At 37.9% G+C, this 19,451-nt stretch carries 16 protein-coding genes and 1 pseudogene; 8 read left to right on the top strand and 9 right to left on the bottom strand.

The annotated features are described in order from the left end of the window. The first annotated feature begins 200 nt into the window (after positions 1-200). The 8 genes from CQA43_RS07775 to CQA43_RS07740 all read left to right on the top strand — a co-directional run bounded on the left by CQA43_RS07775 (position 201) and on the right by CQA43_RS07740 (position 8,382). Positions 201-611 carry a PepSY-like domain-containing protein gene (locus CQA43_RS07775; RefSeq protein WP_220271602.1) on the top strand — a complete coding sequence of 137 codons (411 nt, stop codon included), beginning with the start codon at positions 201-203 and terminating at the stop codon, positions 609-611. An 86-nt stretch (positions 612-697) separates the two neighbouring features. Then, positions 698-1,258 (top strand): class I SAM-dependent methyltransferase, encoded by a 561-nt coding sequence (locus CQA43_RS07770; RefSeq protein ID WP_245944277.1) that lies wholly within the window; start codon positions 698-700, stop codon positions 1,256-1,258. Between the two features lie 170 nt (positions 1,259-1,428). Continuing rightward, positions 1,429-1,857: a 50S ribosomal protein L13 gene (rplM, locus tag CQA43_RS07765; RefSeq protein ID WP_115552024.1), complete on the top strand. Its 429-nt coding sequence runs from the start codon at positions 1,429-1,431 to the stop codon at positions 1,855-1,857. Positions 1,858-1,867: 10 nt separating this feature from the next. Then, a complete protein-coding gene (gene rpsI / locus CQA43_RS07760; RefSeq protein WP_115552023.1) occupies positions 1,868-2,257 on the top strand; it encodes a 30S ribosomal protein S9 in 390 nt (129 codons plus the stop codon). 173 nt (positions 2,258-2,430) lie between these two features. Beyond that, positions 2,431-4,677 (top strand): STT3 domain-containing protein, encoded by a 2,247-nt coding sequence (locus CQA43_RS07755; protein WP_115552022.1) that lies wholly within the window; start codon positions 2,431-2,433, stop codon positions 4,675-4,677. Positions 4,678-4,686: 9 nt separating this feature from the next. After that, positions 4,687-6,540 carry an asparagine synthase (glutamine-hydrolyzing) gene (gene asnB / locus CQA43_RS07750; RefSeq protein ID WP_115552021.1) on the top strand — a complete coding sequence of 618 codons (1,854 nt, stop codon included), beginning with the start codon at positions 4,687-4,689 and terminating at the stop codon, positions 6,538-6,540. After that, positions 6,540-7,328 (top strand): HesA/MoeB/ThiF family protein, encoded by a 789-nt coding sequence (locus CQA43_RS07745; protein ID WP_115552020.1) that lies wholly within the window; start codon positions 6,540-6,542, stop codon positions 7,326-7,328. The genes asnB and CQA43_RS07745 overlap by 1 nt, the downstream gene beginning before the upstream one ends. Positions 7,329-7,359: 31 nt before the next feature. Next, a complete protein-coding gene (locus CQA43_RS07740; RefSeq protein ID WP_181881662.1) occupies positions 7,360-8,382 on the top strand; it encodes an SAM-dependent methyltransferase in 1,023 nt (340 codons plus the stop codon). Positions 8,383-8,450: 68 nt separating this feature from the next. Here CQA43_RS07740 and CQA43_RS07735 read toward each other — a convergent pair whose 3' ends face one another. The 9 genes and pseudogenes from CQA43_RS07735 to purQ form a co-directional block, all read right to left on the bottom strand. After that, positions 8,451-10,664, bottom strand: coding sequence for an endonuclease MutS2 (locus CQA43_RS07735; protein WP_115552018.1), 2,214 nt, complete (start codon positions 10,662-10,664; stop codon positions 8,451-8,453). After that, positions 10,648-11,022, bottom strand: a complete 375-nt coding sequence (locus CQA43_RS07730) for a hypothetical protein (RefSeq protein ID WP_115552017.1) — start codon at positions 11,020-11,022, stop codon at positions 10,648-10,650. The genes CQA43_RS07735 and CQA43_RS07730 overlap by 17 nt, the downstream gene beginning before the upstream one ends. Next, entirely contained in the window at positions 11,022-12,362 is a 1,341-nt protein-coding gene (gene murC, locus CQA43_RS07725; protein ID WP_115552016.1) for a UDP-N-acetylmuramate--L-alanine ligase, read from the bottom strand. Before murC ends, CQA43_RS07730 begins: the two co-directional genes overlap by 1 nt. Further along, on the bottom strand, positions 12,353-13,495 hold the full coding sequence (locus tag CQA43_RS07720) for a succinyldiaminopimelate transaminase (protein WP_115552015.1): 1,143 nt from the start codon (positions 13,493-13,495) through the stop codon (positions 12,353-12,355). Before CQA43_RS07720 ends, murC begins: the two co-directional genes overlap by 10 nt. A 389-nt stretch (positions 13,496-13,884) precedes the next feature. Continuing rightward, positions 13,885-15,174 (bottom strand): annotated as a pseudogene (locus CQA43_RS07715) (DEAD/DEAH box helicase); the annotation flags it as partial. Positions 15,175-15,229: 55 nt separating this feature from the next. After that, positions 15,230-16,696 (bottom strand): hypothetical protein, encoded by a 1,467-nt coding sequence (locus tag CQA43_RS07710; RefSeq protein WP_115552013.1) that lies wholly within the window; start codon positions 16,694-16,696, stop codon positions 15,230-15,232. 2 nt (positions 16,697-16,698) lie between these two features. Continuing rightward, the gene (locus CQA43_RS07705) at positions 16,699-17,403 is read right to left on the bottom strand and encodes a lysophospholipid acyltransferase family protein (RefSeq protein ID WP_115552012.1); all 705 of its coding nucleotides are present in this window, start codon (positions 17,401-17,403) and stop codon (positions 16,699-16,701) included. Beyond that, positions 17,387-18,796, bottom strand: coding sequence for an SH3 domain-containing protein (locus tag CQA43_RS07700; RefSeq protein ID WP_245944276.1), 1,410 nt, complete (start codon positions 18,794-18,796; stop codon positions 17,387-17,389). Before CQA43_RS07700 ends, CQA43_RS07705 begins: the two co-directional genes overlap by 17 nt. Continuing rightward, the gene (gene purQ / locus CQA43_RS07695; protein ID WP_115552011.1) at positions 18,793-19,449 is read right to left on the bottom strand and encodes a phosphoribosylformylglycinamidine synthase subunit PurQ; all 657 of its coding nucleotides are present in this window, start codon (positions 19,447-19,449) and stop codon (positions 18,793-18,795) included. Before purQ ends, CQA43_RS07700 begins: the two co-directional genes overlap by 4 nt. Positions 19,450-19,451: the final 2 nt, after the last annotated feature.

Raw genomic sequence — 19,451 nt, 5'->3', positions numbered from 1 at the left:
TATGGAATTGTAAAGATTGGCAGAATTCCTGTGGATTGTGCATTTGTATTGAGAGGGGTGCATTTTACATAAAATATTTGTAAAAGAATAAAACTCTACGATTCTGCAATGAATCTTGATGAAATCTTTGGTAAAACTTCATAAAAAATTGACAAAATTACTATATACTTTTGTGTAAATTTCAAATATAAGGAAGTTAAATGAAATTTAAACTTTTTATCTATATTATTTTAAGCTCTGTTTTGTTGGCAAATCCTAATATTCCAATAGAGGAAACCACTAACCTACCACAATCCCCAGCAACAAATCAAGTTACAACCACCCCGACAAATTCAATGCCAACGCAATCAGCACAGCCACATATACAGGAAAATAATACCATTCAGTCTGCGCCAACGCAACCGATTCAGAATATGCTTTATCCGAATAATAATGAAATGGGTTATGGTGCTTCGCTACAAACCATTTTTTCCAAAGTGCATCAAATGTATCCCAGCTCACACATCACCGATGTGGATTATAAAGGTTTTGGTTATGAGATTGAAATTAACGATAGTTTAGAATTGTTTTTTGATAGGAATGGGAATTTATTAGGGCAAAAATGGGATTAAGATATTCAAGTAAATTTGCATGTTTATGTAAAATAAATTTTGTAAAGTCTTTTAATCAAGACGAATTTATTAATTAGGAGGATTGGTTGTTGCCCTATTATCTTGCGCACCCGAAGCGAACGGGTGCTGTATGCTCTAGTTCTAAATATCTTGCGGAAATGATTACAAAAAATATCGGCATTGAGCAGGCTTCTAATATCATTGAAATAGGACCAGGAATGGGAGCTTTTACAGAGGTTATATTGCGTAAAAAGTCTGAATCTGCACATTTGTTTGCGGTTGAAATCAATCCTAAAATTGCGGAGAAGCTACACAAAAGGTTTCCAAATCTTGATATTGCATTAGGTTCTGCGGAATCCTTGCAAGCAATGATGCAAGAGAGGCAAATGTCCTCTGTTGATGTGATTGTGTCCGGGATTCCTTGGGCACTTTTAAGCCAAGTGACACAAAAATGTATTTTAGAAAACATTTACAATACACTAAGTCCAGGGGGATATTTTGCTACCTTTGCTTATATTCTGCCTACATTAGGTGCAAAGAGATTCCGAAAAAGAATCTATGGAGATAAAATGTTTAGTGAAATTAAAAAATCCAAAATCGTATGGAATAATTTTCCTCCCGCATTTGTGTATTATTGCAGAAAATAACCTTTACCCCCTCTACATTTTGAAATCTTAAAGATTCAATAAAATCTCCAATTTATATAAAATATAACTTAATTTAAGTAAATATTTATAGTAATGCGCTATAATTGCAAATTTATTCCAAAAGTAATATTTTGGATTGTAAGAAGCAAATTATTATGAAAGGTAAAGTTATGAAAATTACCAAAATGGCAAAAGCCAACGAAATTAAACGTGATTGGATTGTTTTAGATGCGGAGGGTAAAACATTTGGTCGCCTCATCACCGAAATTGCCACACTTTTAAGAGGCAAACATAAACCAAGTTATACACCAAATGTAGATTGCGGTGATTTTGTTGTTGTTATCAATGCGCCAAAAGTAAAATTTAGCGGAATGAAACTAGAGGACAAAGAATATTTTACGCATTCAGGATATTTTGGTAGCACGAAGTCAAAAACACTGCAAGAAATGCTAGAGAAACACCCAGAGAAACTCTATAAGTTGGCTGTTCGTGGTATGCTTCCTAAAACGAAATTGGGTCGTATGATGATTAAAAAGTTAAAAGTCTATTGTGATGCAACTCATCCTCATAGCGCACAAGTTTCCAAAGAATCAAAATAAGGATTAACAAATGGCAAAAATTTATGCAACAGGAAAAAGAAAAACAGCGATTGCAAAGGTATGGCTAACTCCCGGAAGTGGAAAATTAAGCATTAATGAAACAAATCTTAATGATTGGTTGGGTGGTCATGAAGCAATCAAAATGAAAGTAATGCAGCCTTTGCTTTTAACAAAACAAGAAAAAAGTGTGGATATTGTTGCGGTCGCATTTGGTAGCGGTTACTCTGCGCAAGCAGAAGCACTAAGGCACGGGATTTCTAAGGCTTTAGCACTTTATGATGTTAATTTTAGAGCTATTTTAAAACCTAAAGGTTTATTGACGCGTGATTCTAGGGTAGTAGAGCGTAAAAAATACGGAAAGCGCAAAGCAAGAAGAAGCCCGCAATTTTCAAAAAGATAATCAAAATTCCATTCCAACAATTCTTTTTGGAATTTTTGGAGGGTTTTTCCTTTTTATTTCTTCAAAGTTTGGTTTGGTGTTTCTTTTGTGGAGAAAAGCAAAGGTTTGTGTTCCAAAAAGGAAAACCCATAGACCTAAATATGTTTTTATGAATTTCTTATAAAGAAACTTCAATGCTAAAAGCTATCAAGTATATTTTGAATTTTCAAAATCCACAATGGAATGCCGTTTTATTTTTTCATCTATTTTTCATTTTGGCATTATGTTGCATTCATTTGGGGTTCCATTTTCTTGATTTTTTGCGTTTGCAATCCCCTCAAAATTTTTTTGAGGGGGCATTGATTCTTACTTCAATGGACGCCTACTATTACGCAAAAGGCGCGCGGGATTTTCTTGCTTTGCTTGATGGAAGTTCGGAATGGAAAGAAATCTTGAACACATTATCCTCCTTGCATTTTCTTGCACTTCTTGGTGGAATTTTAGCAAAATGGACGAGTTTAGAGTTTGCTCTGACTTGGAGTAGCGTTTTTTTGAGCGCAAGCACAGCAGTTATGCTCTATCTTTTGATTTATCAGATTCTTAAGCAAGTTGTATGGAATCTCTTGCAAATTTTGCGGGGATTAAATCAGCCCAATGCGGAATCTTTACTATTCAATACTTTCCCATTATGTTTGCAGTTTTTGGCTTTTGTCGCAAGCTTGATTGCAATTCTTTTGCCTAGTTTTTATCAGCGTGTGGGAGCTGGGTATTTTGATACAGATATGTTGTTGCTGACTTTGCCTCTACTTACTTTTATTTTTTTATTACGATTCTTAACGCGCAGGGATTTATGCTTAAAATCCCTCGCACTTTTTGGAATCTCTGGTTATTTAGCCATTGCGTGGCATAATGGAATCCAAAATCTGCTACTTTTGGGATTCGCACTTTTTGTTCTGCTAGAGGGAATACAATTCTTAAAGGTGCGCGTAATTTCTCGCAAAATCCTCGCATTCATTGCGGTTTTTTTGATTATTCTTACGCCCTCGTCCTTTTGTTTTTTGGCATTAGTTTTGCTTTTGTTTGGAATCGCAAAATTGCCTCAAAAGATGTCTGTTTGGCTTATTTTTAGTTTGGGGTATGCAATTTTTTTTGGAGCTTTAAATCCGCTTTTTGCGCAGATTAATGCCTATATTTTTGGAGCGACACAGCACGCAAATGCCTATGTTTATGCGTCTGTTGTGAATGGAATCCTAGAGACAATGCCCACAAGCTTTTCCGCGCTCTTTGCACGCAGTGGTAGTCTTGTGCTTTTTTGTCTTGCATTTCTTGGCTTTGTAGCCTTTGGCGTTATGACTTTTGGCTTTTGGGTGGCGAGTTTGAAATATAGCGGATTTTTGGAATCTCTTTTTAAGCTCCCATATTCTTGCTCTTCTTGCGCGCAAGATTTTCAAGAATCCAAATCTTTAACGAATCTTTCGCGCCCTCAAGCCCTCCTGTTGATTTTTGTTTTTTTTCTGCCCTTTGCATTTTTGGGAGTGGCGTCTGTTTGGCTGGGTATGCGGTTTAGTTTTTTTATGACACCTGTGATTGCTTTTGGGATTGCTTTTGTGGGTTTGGTTGTTTTGAATCTTTTAAGGAAGTTTTTTGCTATTATTTTGCTTGCTAGCAGTGCAGTTATCGCGCTGTGGGTTGCAAATTTACACTATCAAATTCCGCCTCCAATTCTAAAAAATGCCGAGGTTCAAGCCTTTAAAGATTTGGATTTTAAACTCCATTCGCAAGATATTCTTTTGTCGTGGTGGGATTATGGATATGCGCTAAGATATTTTACAAAGGCGCAAGTATTGCTTGATGGCGCGAGACATTCGGGAGCAGCAAATTTCCCAATCGCTAAAATTTTGCTTAGCCCCTCCTTGACATTGTTTTATAACTTCTCGCTAGAGATTGCGCAGGCTATGCAAACTCTTCCTCCAAAACAATGGAATCAAATCTTTGAAATTCTTTCACATAAGCAAGGTGCAAATGCCTATTTGAAAGAATTGGAGTTGGAATCCAAGCCACGAGCATTAGCAAATGGAGCAAAAGTTTATTGGGTTTTGCCTTTGCGGATTCTACCGCTGTTGGCAAATATCAATGCGTTTGTGGATTTGGATTTAGAGAGTGGAAAGGCACATAAAAAAAATATTTTTGTTTTTTGGGATTCCACGCAGAAAATGTCTCTTGCTCCACAGACAACCATTTATCTTTATGGGGATTTTTATACACAGGGGATAGATTCACAAGGCGAGGAATCCTTAACGCAAATAAATTTTGGCAAAAATTCCTTGCTGTTAAACACTCATTATCTAAAAAGTAATATGATTCAAATATTGCTTTTTGCAAATTATCCTAATCAAGTAACTGCAAGTGGCGATATTGTGCGTATTTTGCAGTTGCATTAAGGAGTGAAAATGTGTGGAATTGCTGGAGCATTAAATTTTTCCAAGATTCCTTTAGAGGAGGTTTATTCCTTAATGCGCCATCGCGGACCTGATGATAAAGGGGTATTTGAAGCTAAGACGCAAGGAGGATTTTTACAATTTTTTCACGCACGCCTTAGTATTCAAGATTTAAGCACCCTTGCGCGTCAGCCAATGCAACGCGGGGACTTGTGTCTCCTCTTTAATGGAGAGATTTATAATCATCTACAATTGCGTGAGGGTTTAGACTTCGCTTTTCAAACGCATAGTGATACAGAAACTCTTTTGGGGCTTTGGACGCATTTTGGGGAAGCATTTTTGGAGCGTCTAGGTATGCTAGATGGAATGTTTGCCTTTGTTCTTTATGATGCAAAAAATCAAAAGCTTTATTTTGCGCGTGATAGAATGGGCAAAAAACCGCTTTTTTATTACAAGCAAGAATCTAAAATGGTTTTTGCAAGTGAGTTGAACACGATTTGTGGAATCTTGAAATTTTTTAAAATGCCTTTAGAAATAGAGGAGGAGGCGATAAAATTTTATTTAGAAAGCGGGTTTTTTTATCAAGACAGCACTCCTTATAAACAGGTTTTTGCGATTCCTAATGCGCATTATGGAATCTTGAATTTAAATACATTTCAATTAAGCATCAAGCCCTATTTTAAACTAGAGTCTTACTATCAGTTGCCCAAAATTACCAAAGAGCAAGAAGCACTTGAGCAATGTGAAAGCCTATTGAAACAAAGTATTGCGCGACGCATAGAGTCTTCTGATTTGGAAGTGGGAGCGTTTTTAAGTGGCGGGATTGATAGCTCTTTGATTGTGGCTTTGGCTTCACAAATGAAACCTGATTTACGCACCTTTACGATTCGTTTTGAGAATGCTGCGTTTGATGAATCGTATCTTGCGGAACGAACTGCGCACAAGTTTGGCACAAAGCATCAAAGTTTGACGATTAGCACAAATTTAATTCAAGATGTGCCAAAAATCCTACAAGCTTATGGACGTCCCTTTTTTGATAGTTCAGCAATTCCTAGTTTTTATGTGGCAAAAGCTGCAAAGGAGCATTTGAGTGTCGTATTAAATGGAGATGGAGCAGATGAGCTCTTTGGCGGTTATAGAAGATATGTCGGGCATTTGCTTTTGCCAAAGATTCTGCTTTTTAGCGCACTTGCAAGGAGATTGCCAAAGCCTAGCGTGAAACAATCCCTTTATAATTATTTTTATCGTCTTTTGCAAATGGCAGGAGCGTATAAGCAAAATTTGGGTGAATATTATTTGCGCTCTACCACAGATATTTTTGCAGGATTCCATTCTTTTAGGAGTGAGACATTCAATATTTTTCAAAGGGAAGTGGAATCAATGTTCAAGGGTGGATATTCTCCCCTTGCACAGATGTTGCTCTTGGACGCAAAAAATTTGCTTTTGTGTGATTTATTGCCCAAAATGGATATTGCGACAATGGCGCATTCTTTGGAAGCGCGTTCACCTTTTCTGTCTAAGGAATTGGTGGAATTTGCGCCGACTTTAGAAGATAATTTAAAGGTGCGTGGTAAGACGACAAAATATTTGCTTAGGAAGCTAGCGCAAAAGTATTTAGATAAGAAAGTCGTTCAAGCTCCTAAAAGAGGCTTTGAAGTGCCGCTTAGTGCGTGGATAGAGGGAGAGCTAAAAGAGCTTGTTTTGGATACTTTGCAAGCACCCCAAATTGCACAAATATTTTTGCCTAAAAATAGGATAGAATCGCTTTGTAATGCGTCTTATAACTATCCTAGAGAAAAACGCGCAAAAATGCTATGGAGTTTGTTTGCGCTTGAAATTTGGAATCAAAAATTTAAGGAAAATTAATGGAATTAAATCAAGAAGACTTAGAGAGATACAACCGCAACATTTTATTAAGCGGAATCGGAGTAGAGGGGCAAACAAAACTTAAAAATTCCCATGTGCTTGTCATAGGAGCAGGTGGGCTTGGTTCTAGTGTGCTTTATTATCTAGCCGCAGCGGGAGTAGGAAATCTTGGCATTTGCGATGGCGATGTAGCGGATTTAAGCAATTTGCAAAGACAGATTTTGCATAATACACAGGATTTGGGCAAGAATAAGGCAGATTCTGCCTATGAGAAACTTAAAGCACTTAATCCTAGTTTGAATCTGCAAGTATTCAAAGAGCATCTGAATGTAGAAAATATCCAAGAGGTGATAAGGGGTTATGATTTGGTAGTTGAAGCCACAGATGCGTTTAGCTCCAAGTTTCTTATCAATGATGCGTGCGTGTTGTTTGGAAAAGTTTTGGTTCGCGCAAGTGCCCTGCATTTCAGCGGGCAGGTGATGAGCGTGAAGCCAAGAGTGAGTGCGTGTTATGCTTGCTTGTTTGACGCCCCACCAAAGAGAGAAATGCCTACAGGGGCAAGTGTAGGGATTCTAGGAGCTGTGGCTGGGTTGTTTGGTGTGTTGGAAGCTACGGAGGTGATTAAGATTATTGCAGGTGTCGGAGAGCCGCTTTTTGACAAGCTACTTACCTGCGATGTTCGTTCAATGGATTTTCGCAAAATTGCTATCAAACGCAATCCAAACTGTCGCGTTTGTGGAGAAAATGGAATCACAAAGCTTGAGAGTGCGTTGTATAAAAAGCCATAAATTAAGCTCATTTACACAAGGAGGCATTGCAATGGAATCACAAAGCTTTGGTGAGTTTATGCAAATGTGGCTTTATGGCGAGGAGGGTTATTATCGCAAAGTGCGTGTGGGTAAGACAGGAGACTTTTATACCAATGTGAGTGTAGGAAAGTTTTTTGGCTTTACTTTGGGGTTTTATTTGCAAGAGATTTTAAAGACGCAAAAGGGTAGAATCGCAATCATAGAAATTGGCAGTGAAAAAGGTGATTTAATCGCAGACATTGCAGAGTTTTTGCACTTAAAAGGGGAAGAAAATGTAGAATTTTGGACCTTAGAACCCTTAAACGAATTGCAAAGAATCCAAAAGGAGAATTTTCACCAAAGACTTAGAATGGAGTTGCAAACCGCAACAAAATTAGAAGATTTCAGTGGCTTAGAGGTTGCATTGTTTGTAAGCAATGAGCTTTTGGACGCTTTTGCTTGCGAGCTAGTTTTCAAAGGAGAAATGGCGTTTGTAGAGGGTGGGGAGTTGGTTTTTAAGGAAATTAATGCAGAAATTTTAGAGCTTGCAAAGGCTTTCAATGTGGAGATTGGAGAGATTCCGCTTGGCGCATTTGAGTTTGTAGAGAATCTTGCGCAAGTTGCACCCAAATGGTTGTTTTTGGGGTTTGATTATGGTGCGCTTATGGCTAGAAATACCTTTTCGCTACGACTTTATGCACAGCATCAAACGCAAAATTTCTTTCCAAATCCCGCTTCTAAGCTTTGCGATTCCACACTTTTAGGATTGTTTGGTAAAGCGGATTTGACTTATGATGTGAATTTTGCACTTTGGCGTGAGGCATTTTTGCGTATTGGTGGGAGGGAATGTTTCTTTTGTGTGCAGAATCGCGCACTTGTGGATATGGGATTGGATAAGATGTGCGAATGGTATATTGCGCATTTTGGGCTAGAGCATTATATGACGCAAAGCTCTAAAATCCGCACTTTGATTTCACCGGGAGCTTTGGGTGAGCGGTTCTTTGGAATGTGTTTTGCAAATTTTGAAATTTCTGCGCACAACAAAGCAATTTGAAACCTAGCCGATTAAGATTTCTGTATGCTAAATTATTGCACCGATAAATCAGCCTATAGCAATGAGTCCTAGAGTTTGACGATTTTTGCACCAAAACCTCCCGCTTTGGGTGGAGCGTCTGTGAAATCCATCACTTTTGGGTGGGATTTGAGAAAATCCCTCACAACTACCGAGAGTCTGCCTGTGCCAATTCCGTGATAAATCAAAACTTCGTCAAAGCCGGCAATGAGACTATTGGAGATAAACTCCTCTAGTTTTTCTATTGCTTCATCGGCTCTTAATCCGTGCAAATCAAGCACAACACTTGCATTTTGGGGAGCTTGAACTTGAATTTTGGTCTGTGGAGGCTTGGGTGCATTGCCATAAGGTTTAATCTCTCTTTTGGAAACTTCTATCTTGATTCCGTCCTCTAGCTCAATGCGCACCTTGTTCTTGTGTAAGCTCAAAATTGTTCCGTGATGATGACGATATTTGATAGATTCACCAACCTTAAAGGCTTGCATTGTTTGTGTGGGTTGCGATTCTTTAGAGTTTGTATTTTTAGCTGCATTTAAAAGCTTGTTTGCAAAGCTGATTTGGCGGTGGATTGCTTGTGGGGATTGCTCTTTGATTGCTGCTTTGGCAGCGTTGATTGCTTCTGTGTAAGAGGATTCTAATTCCTTTTGATGCTTTAAAAATGCTTGTTCTAAGGCTTCTTCTTTGTCCTTTAGATGGATAATTCTTTGCTCTAAGGTTGCGGTTTTTTGTTTGGCTTTTGCGATTTCACTTTGTAGCTTCATCTCTAACCTAGAGGAATTTTCAATCAGTGCATTGAGTTTTTCTTTGTCCTCGCCATAGAGAATCTTTGCTTCATTAACGAGAGATTTTGGGATTCCATAACGCAAGGCTGTTTCAAAGGCGTAAGATTTACCAATTGTTCCGCTTAGGAAGCTAAAGGTTGGCATTTCGCGCTTTTCATCAAAAAGTGCCGCAAGGAGTTGCACGCGAGAATCTCCAGCCATAAGAGCCGCTAGCCTTTTGTGATGTGTCGTGATGATGATTTTGCTTCCTTTTTGCATAAGGTTTTCTAGTAGCACCTTAAAGAGGCTCGCGGCTTCATCACTATCCGTGCCAAGCTCTATTTCATCTACGCCGATTAATCCCTCTTTTTCCCTAAGGATTTTGCTAAATTGCAGCATTCTGCCACCAAAGGTTGAAATATCATTTTTGCTATTTTGTGGGTCTTCTAAAATAAGGTTTAAAGCTTTAAAATTGCCAATGCTAGATTTGTGTGCATTGATAGGAAGTGGGATTAAATGTTTTGCCAAAAAAGCCGCACTTAAAATAGATTTTAAAAGCATAGTTTTTCCGCCCGCATTGACGCCTGTTATCATCAAGATTTGTTCTTTAAATTCTAAGCTTACGGATTTGGGATTTTTTAAAGCAGGGTGGCGAAATTCATTCAAAATAATAGTTGAATCCGACTTGGGTGCTAAAAATTCCAAACTCTTGGCGCGAGCGAAATGCAATCTCGCTTGATAGTTATCAAAGCGGTCAAATTCTTTGTTGATGAAGTTTAAAAACAAGAGATGTTTGGTAAGTAGGCTAGAAATTTCGCGACAGAGATAGAAAATCTGCTCTTCTTTTTTGTTGTTTAGCTCATTATGCTTGTCTTTGAGATGGGCGATACTTTGAGGGAGAACATAGAAAAACCCAGATGCAGAGCGATTGAGAATCTGTCCTTTTAAAATATGATGGAATCCCGCCTTTAAAAGCAGGCATTCTTCCCCATTAATCAAATGGATTTGCCTATCTACAAGGTAGGGATTCAGCTTATTTTGATTAAGGATTTGGTTTAGGGTTTGCGAAGTTTCTCTTTTGATGCATTCAATTGCCGCATTGATAGAATCCAATTCTAGGTAAATTCCTTCTTTTAAATTGCCATTTTCCAAAAAGGACTTAGAAACTTCTAAGAGAGAATTAGGAATAAGAATTTGACTAAACCATTCGCCCAAGATTCCCTCGCATTTGAGGTTTTTTAGGTAATTAAAATAGCGGATAATTTTCACAAATTCAAAAATTTCTTCTAGCTTTAAAAACCCAAATTTTTTTAAAAGCGCAAGTTGTGATTCTAGGTTTTGGACAGGCTTTGGAGGCGTAAAATGTAGTGTTTCTAAGGCTTGAATATAGCGCAAGTGGATTTTGCTATCTCCTTGCAAAAACAATTCTTTTGGGCGAGCCAAAAAGCCCTCAAAGCTTTTTAGAAAGCCCTCCAAATCTAGTTGTTTAATGAGATTCTGCATTATTAAGCTTACAAGATTTAAGCGGAATCGTTTTGCGGTGATAATCGCTGTTTTCTTTCCCCATAAGCGTTAAAGTGCCACTAATGAAGTTAAAAGTCGTGCGATTGGTTTCAATATTTTGCGCACCAATTTGACAAACAAGATTTTTACCTTGCAAGAAAAGTTGTGCTAACTCATTGATTTTATCTTCTTTTTGGTCTTGAAAAAAGGTAAAGATTCCAATGCTTGTTGCAATCAATAGAAAGAAAATACCGATGTATATGCGCATTTTGCGGGTAATAAGATGAAATTTAGAAAGAATTTGTGCTAGAAATGCCAAAAGTGCAAGAAAGATAATAAAAAGAATCCAAAAACGCATTAGATTCCACCTCTAAGTGCATAAGTAAGATTACCCGCGTTGAAGCCTACAAGGATTCCATTATTTAGGCATTCTAGAGTTTGATTGTCTTTGATAAGCAAAAGTGTATCTCCCTTGCGCACAATAGAATCCACGAAAAGAGGTTGGTATTTCGCAAAAAGTGTTGGAAAGTCAATAGGAATCGCAGGCTCTCCTACTGCATAAACAGGTAAAATGATGAGCTTATCTACTCCTGCAAAACAATCCACAAAGCCTTGTAGATTATCTGCAATGCGTGAGTATTTATGGGGTTGCCAAATCGCAGTGAGAGGCTGAATGTCAGTAAGCTCTTGGTATTTTTGTAAGGCTTTAATTGTGGTGGCAATTTCAGTTGGGTGGTGTGCATAATCATCAACAATTACGCACGGGCTGTGTGTAAGAATATCAAATCGCTTTTTGATTCCGCAATAGTTTTGAATATTTTTAGAAATTTCTTCAAGTGGTAGAATCTGCGCAGCGGCTAAAACCGCTAAAGACGCGTCAATCGCGATATGTTCTCCTAATCCATACACGCTAAACTCACCATAGTCTTTACCTTCGCATACAAGGTGGAATTGTGTTTTTGGGATTCCATTTTCTACAAAGTAAGAAATAGAGCGCAAATCCTGACTTGGATAAAACCGAATACAATGATTGCCCAAATCCTCCAAAGAACCCAAAAAGGAATCCTCTGCGTTGATAATGCAGAGTTTGGAAAGCTTTAGAAAATCCTTGTAGGCTTTGTGGAATTGTCTTAAGTCGTGTGCGTAAGTTTCCATATGCTCTGGTTCTGCATTGGTAACAATCGCGCAAAAAGGGTTACATTCTAAGAAGCTTTTGTCTGATTCGTCCGCTTCAAAGATGATACGATGACTTTTTAGGGCGCGCGTATTGGAGTGAAACTCTTTGCTTTCTGCGCCAATGAGTGCGCTTGCGTCTTTGAGAATCGCGCTTAAAATTGCTGTTGTCGTGCTTTTGCCGTGTGCTCCCGCGACAGCAAAAACTTCTTTGTTGCCCAAAATCATTTTTAACGACTCCTTGCGAGAAAGCACAGGGATTCCTTGTTTGTGTGCTTCTTGCACCTCTATGTTTTCAGGCTTGATAATTGCCGAGTGAATTACTAAGTCTTGCTTGCAAATTGCGTCTTTTGTGTGGGGAATGCTGACTTTGATTCCGATTTGCTTTAATTCTTTGGTTACGCAACCCTCTGTGATGTCTGAACCGCTAACTTCTGCACCTTGCGCACGCAAAAACTTTGCAAGCGCAGAGATTCCAATTCCACCAATCCCAATAAAATGGATTTTTTTGCCATTTAGAGCCACTTTTGCAACCTTAAAAGTGCATCTTTGAGGATAGATTCTTCATAAACTAGCGCAAGACGCACGAAATTCTCACCAGGATTCTCTCCTTTGTTATTTTTCCTTGAGAGGAAGCTACCCGGTAAAACCAAGATATTTTCTTTCATAAGGAGATTTTTTGTCCATTCTAAGTCATTTTGCACGGGTAGCCATACATAAAATGTCTCGTTTGGAACACGAAGATTTGGGATTTTAGCCCCTAAGATTTCTTTGGCTAGTTGTAGGTTTTTGGCATATTGCGCACGCGAAGACTCTGTGTGAGAATCCTCGCTCCAAGCAAATGCGGCAGCATATTGCAAAGGGAGCGGCGAAGCACAACCCACATAAGTGCGGTATTGTAAATAGGGTTTTAAAATATTAGAATCTCCCGCAATAAATCCGCTTCTTAAGCCCGGGGCGGAGGAGCGTTTGGAGATAGAATTGAGCGCAAGGACATTTTTAAATCTTTCGTTGCCAATTTCTAGGCAGGCTTGTAAAATGGAAGTGGGCTTGGAAATGCTGTAAATCTCGCTATAACATTCGTCATTTAAAAGCAAAAAATCATATTCCAAAGCATATTCTACCCATTGTTTCAGCTCCTCAAGGCTTAAAGTTGCGCCTGTGGGGTTGTTGGGAGAATTTAAAATTACCAAATCGCAATCTTGCATTTGTTCTTTTGTAAGGCTAGGTTTAAAGCCATTTTGTGGAGTGAGATTCATATAAATACTTTTTGCTCTTGAGGCAATCGCTGCGCCCTCATAAATCTGATAAAAAGGATTGGGGTGTGCTAGGATAGGATTCTTTTTGTCAAAGAGATAAAATTGCGGGAAGTTAAAAAGCACCTCGCGTGTGCCAAAAGTCGGGATTAGTTCATTGGGGTTTAAGGCGACATTGAAGCGACGTGCAAGAAAGTTTAGCATAGAATCCTTAAGGAATCCCTCGCCCGCAGTTTTTGGGTATTTGTTAAGAAATTCTACCTTTTGACGCAGGATTTCACAAATGTTTTTGGGTGTGTTAAATTGTGGCTCACCAATCGTTAAAGAAATGCGTTCGCCACTTGTTTGGATTCCGCAAATGAGCGAGTTTAACTTTTCAAAAGGATAAGGCTGAAACTCCATTGTCATTTCCTGCTTGGATTTTTGGTGTTTTTTGATTTGAAGTTTTGATTTGAAGTTTTGCGCGTATTGCGTTGATTTTTACTTTGGGATTTTTTTGAGCTTTCTTTATGGGATTCTTGAAAATTCCAATCGTTTTCTTTGGAGGATTTTTGGAATCTTGGATGTTTATTTTCTTTAGAGCCGTTTTTATTTTTATTCTTTCTCTCACTTCTTTCATTCTTTCTATTGTTTATTGTAGGCTTTTTGCGTCCCCCGTTTTCAAGTTGTATTTGTAGATTCTTTAAATCTTTTTTATCTAAACCAATTTTGTTTGGTCCTAGCACTTTAGAATCTTGCAAAACCATAGAAAGAAGCTTACAGACAAGTTGCGTAATATCTGTGTGGGAGCGGATTTGCTCATAAATTCGCAAAGCGTCGTCACTAATGGGGTGTTTTAAGATTTTGTCTAGCAAATTAGAATCTTGTTTGTCCATTGTGTCTTGAATGCTTGGAATCTCATAGAGTTCAATGCTTGCTTTGGTGTTCTCTTTGATTCTTCGGATTTCTTTAAATTCCAAAGGCGTGGCAAGCGTGATTGCAATACCCTTTTTGCCTGCTCTGCCTGTGCGTCCAATCCGATGCACATAGGATTCTGGATTTAAGGGAATATGGAAGTTGAAAACATGGCTTACTCCGCTAATATCCAAGCCACGGGCGGCAATGTCGGTTGCTACAAGGATATTAATGCTAGAATCCTTAAAGGCATTTATTGATTTCACTCTCTCTCTTTGCTCCATATCTCCGTGCAATGCTCCCGCCTTGTAACCACGAGAGAGCAAGCGTTCAGATAAGATGTCCGCTTCTTTTTTCATTCGTGTAAAAATAATCGCTTTACTTGGTATTTCGCTATCAATTAAGCGCACGATTGCGTCTTCGCGTTCGCTTTCATTGATGATGTAGTATCTTTGAGAAATATCCTGATTCGTAGCATCTTCTGGAGTAACCTTGATAAGTTTTGGATTGTTGAGAATCTTTTGAGCTAAATGCTTAATCGGCGTGGGCATAGTAGCAGAGAATAGCAGAGTTTGACGCGCATTAGAAAGATAGGTGAAAATCTCCTCTATATCGTCTAAGAATCCCATATCCAACATTTCATCTGATTCGTCTAGCACAACAACACTAGGGGAAAAGTTTTTAAGTCGTTCATTGCGTAAATGGTCTAGCAATCGTCCGGGTGTTGCGATGATGATTTGAGGTCGCTTTTCTAACAACTCAAGTTGTCGGCGAATGGGTTGCCCACCAAAAAGAGAGACGGTGCGAACTTTGCCATATTTTCCTAGTTTAAAGATTTCATCTCCTACTTGCATTGCAAGCTCTCGTGTGGGTGTAACGATTAAAACTTCAATTTCGCCATTGTGCTTTAGATTGTTGATAAGGGGCAGCCCAAAAGCAGCCGTTTTGCCTGTGCCTGTTTGTGCTTGTGCAATAACATCTAAGCCGTCCAAAATAATTGGAATCGCCTCTTGTTGAATCGGGCTAGGTTCGCTAAAACCAGCCTCTTGAATGCCCCTTAAAATGTTTTTTTTAAATCCAAAGGATTCAAATCCGCAGGTGTTGTCCCAGCTATTTTCTGAGCGGAGATTCTGTGTCAGAGGTGCTTTTTTAGCAGGAGACTTTTGTTGTTTTGTTGTTTTGTCCATTGTATTACTTTTGTTAAATTAATTTGTGATTATAGCATAAACTCACAATTTCACTCTAAAAGCCAAAACGATTGGTTGAAACACTTTTTGAAAAGATTTCAAAAGGTGTTTTGGCATTGGCTTTAAAGGCTTTTGCTTCTTGGATAAGCCCTTCGGGACTTTCCCAAATATGCGCACTATCAATATAAATTTTTTCAAAAGTAATCTCATTAATCAGCGAAAAATAAAGCGTGCGTTTATAGGCGACTTTGACAGAATATAGTTCATTTTGAAGTAGAATCTTGAGCTTTAAGTTGGTGGATTCTTGTTCATCAGTGGTTACAATGAGAAAATGCTTTCGGTGTTTTTTTCTAATTTTATCTACATAATGATAAAGAAGCGTGTCAAGCTCGTTTAGTCGGTCTTTGTTTAAATGCTCCAAATATTGTTCAATAAAATAAATCATTGTAGGCACGCGGTCATTGTTGGCATTTTTAAAAAAGTTTTTTTGTAACGCCACGGATTTCAAAACTTTGTGGTAAATTTTGTCATTTAAAAGCGTGATACAAATATCTAAGCCGCTTTTGATTTTTTTATAAATTCTCTCATAGGTTTTTTCATAAAGGCTTGTAAAGATTTTGAAATAATGTTCCTCAAAATGTTTTTTTATTTGCAAGAGATACTTGCAAAGATTGCTATTGTAGCTTTCCATTTCTATCATTTTTTTAAGCTCTAGTCGCACTTTTTGCAATTTTTGCTGATTTTTTTCCAAATCTACTTTTGCTTGGATTCTGCGCTCCAGCAAAAGAATATCGCTGTTAAAAGCATTGATTCTTTTTTGACAGAGATTGCTTGTGTCTTTTGCATTATTGATTGCGACTATGAGGGCTTGGTAATGGCATTGTTGGGACAAAAAATGGTCTTTAAAAACATTTTCAACATTGACTTTTTGATAACGCGTAAAATCGGAATAGGCGGATTCTAAACGCGTCATAATGCCAATCTCTTCAATAAAATCATCTTTGGGAATAGTTTTGTCGCTATAAAGTAAATTATCCAATGTTTTGGCGCTAAAACGTTTGAGATGTGTATAGTCGTATAAATATTTGTTTTTTGGCAAATATAAATCGTTTAAAAATGCAATGGCGGAAAACTCTTGATAGAAATATCTTTTAAGTGATTCCATTGGTTTGATGTCAAGAGTAATTTCTTTGATTTTTTGATAATTTGTTTCTTTGTAAATCTTTTGAACGATTGCATCGCGTTTATTGCTTAAGAGGGTTTCTAGCTGTTCGTCTGTTTCGTGATGCCAAAATTCTGATTCAGAAATCATAGAATTGCCACTGAAATCTTGAAATTTGGAGGCTTTACAATCCGTAATTTGTCCTGCTTCATTGCAACGAAATTCTACAAACATATCTACGGCTGGAATTACCTTTTTATCGTGCCAAGTCTCTTTGGTAAATTCAAAAAGCTTCCTTGATAGATTAATCACAGCTCCTTTGCCATTGCTACTTAAATAACGAACGATTTTTCCGTGCATTACTAACCTTTGGATTGTGTATTTTGAGATTCTAAATACATTTGAGAATAGGTCTCTTGCATTTGTGTTTTGAGTGCTTCAAACCATTGTGTATCTTGCGGTGTGAAAGCGGGAAGATATTGGAGGGTAAAAGTTGTGTTTGGAAACTTTAATGCTCCAATATCAAGACATTTGCGTGTGCCACAAATCACGATGGGTTGGACTTTGAGATTGAAATGCTCCACTAAAAGTTTTGCTCCATTTTTAAAGGGTAGAAGTTTCTCCTCGCCCTTGCTTCGTGTGCCCTCTGGAAAAATACACAAAGTGCGCCCTTGCTCCAATCTATCCTTCGCTTCTTTGAGTAAAAACACAATTTCCCTTTTGCTTTCGCGATTGATTAGAATCATTTTGGGGGCTTTTAGCGCGTGTCCATATAAAAAGGGCTTACCGAGCTCTTTTTTTGCAATCCAACAAAGATTGTTGGGGTGGATTGCTTCTAGGTAAATGACGTCCATAAAACTTTGATGATTGATAAGAAGAATCTGTGCGCTTGGGTCTAATTCGCCTTTAATCTCTGCACGCACTCCAAAAAGGATAATGAAAATTTTGGCAGTGATTTGTCGTATTTTGCGTTGAACATTTTTGAAAAGATACATCAAAAGAATCGCAAAAGGAATTGCAAGCAATGTATAAAAGACTGCGCTAAGAGCTCTAATTTTGGATATCATTGCGTTTTACCCATCCAATGCTATCGTCTTGTAAGATGACTTTGTAATAATGACTTCGTTGCCCTAAAATTTCAACTTCCATAGGCTCTTGTGTTGTAAGAATAATTGTAGAGTTGAAAGTTGGCTGGATTCTAAGAGGAACATTTGCTTTAAGCGTAGCGGAGGTTTTCAGTGTCAAGAGATAAAGCAAGATTCCAAGTGCAACCACGCCGAGCAAAATGAAAATCTTTTTTCTTTTATAAAGATACAAACCAAAAAATACAATGATGAGGAATACCATTGCAGTGATTTTGAAGAATTGATAGTTATTCTTGGGTCTAATATCACTTTGTGTGCTGACCCTATCTTCAATGGCAATATTTTCTACGTGCAATTCTGTGTATTTGGAGGTTGTTGTATTGAAATAATCAAAGCGAATCGCATTTAAATCTTTTGGCACAATTGCATAATAAAATGCAACTGCCTGCTTATAATCCCCGCTTTTGCTTTCAATGCCTTGTTGCGTGTAAGCTTCTAAATGGAAGTCAAATAAATTCCCCATTAGGCTTTGAAGCTGAAGTACGGCAAGATTGTGATTTGTGTCATAGTTTGTAATTTTGGTGTCTAAAATTTTTAAATCTTGTGCAAGTACTTGAGAAAAATTTCCTTTGCGTTCTAGTTTAATCGCTTTGCCACTAAGGCTTTGTGTGCGCTCATTCGCTTCTCCCTCGCTAGTATTGACGATTACTCTAATTTCTGGAATTGTGTAGTTTGGCTGTTTGATTTTGAGATAAAAGGTATTTCTTAAGCTAGAATCCTCTGCATTAAGAGTCCAATTTTCATTGGCGTTAAGAATCTCTACGCTTGTTGCTTGAATGTTGTTTTCAAACATAAATTCCGTTTTAATCGTGGAATAATCGGATAATACAAGTAGTTTTAATTCTAAAGGAATGATTTGATGGACATATAAAAGATCCAAAGGAGGATTGAGCATTTCTAAATAAACATTTTTGGCAACAAGGCTTGTAGGGTAAGAATCCTCTGTTACTGGTAGATTGGGGGATTCTACATTTTGTGATTTCAAAATTTCTTGTGGCTCTAAGGAATCTTGCGGAGCAAGGAATGGATTGGTGCTAGAATGTTCATTAAGATTTGGACTATTTTGGGAAGTTTCGGATTCTATCGGAGTAGGTTGCTCTTGTAGGTTTTCCTCTAAGATTGCGTTGGGTAAGGTTTGTTTTGGTGTGTTAGAGGAAGTTTGCGGATTAGAAGTCTCTGCGGAAGTTTCAGGAGTGCTTTGTGGAAACATTCTTGTTTCGCCATTTTCATTGAAGTCCCCTATCTCCATGTTCTGTGCAATTCCATAGACGCACAAACCCAAAACAAATACTAATAATCGCGCGAAAATTCTCATAAAGCTTCTAAAAATCCTTCTAGCATTTTTAAGCCAATGTCTTGTCCTAGCAGTTTTTCTATTGCGCGTTCAGGGTGAGGCATAAGCCCAAAAACATTTTTTTCTTTGTTGCAGATTCCTGCGATGTTGCACACCGAACCATTAGGATTACAGACATATTCTAACAAAATTTGATGATTGGCTTTAAGGTCTTTTAGTTCTGCTTCATCAATATAATAATTGCCGTCTGCGTGTGCAATTGGAATCTTAATAATCTCATTAGGTTGGAATTTGCTCAAAAAAACATTGTCATTGCAAATGATTTTCAGGTCAGAATCTTTTGAGATAAAATGTAAATTTTCATTATGCTTCATTGCCCCGGGCAACAATCCGCTTTCAAGTAAAATTTGGAATCCATTACAGACTCCAAGTACATAACCACCCTGTTTTGCAAAGTCTATGACAGCTTTCATAATAGGAGAAAAACGCGCAATTGCCCCACTGCGTAAGTAGTCGCCATAGCTGAATCCTCCGGGAATCACGACGAGTTTTGTGCCTTGTGGTAAGGAGGTTTCTTTGTGCCATACGATTTGTGTAGGTGCATTTAAAAGCGAAAAAGCGTATTCCATATCATATTCGCAATTTGTTCCTAAGAATTGTAGAATCGCAACCATTG

It is taken from the genome of Helicobacter ganmani (assembly GCF_003364315.1).
GTDB classification, from domain to species: Bacteria; Campylobacterota; Campylobacteria; order Campylobacterales; family Helicobacteraceae; genus Helicobacter_D; species Helicobacter_D ganmani.
The sequence above is the reverse complement of the archived record's forward strand: the minus strand, read 5'-3'. Positions and strand labels throughout refer to the sequence as shown.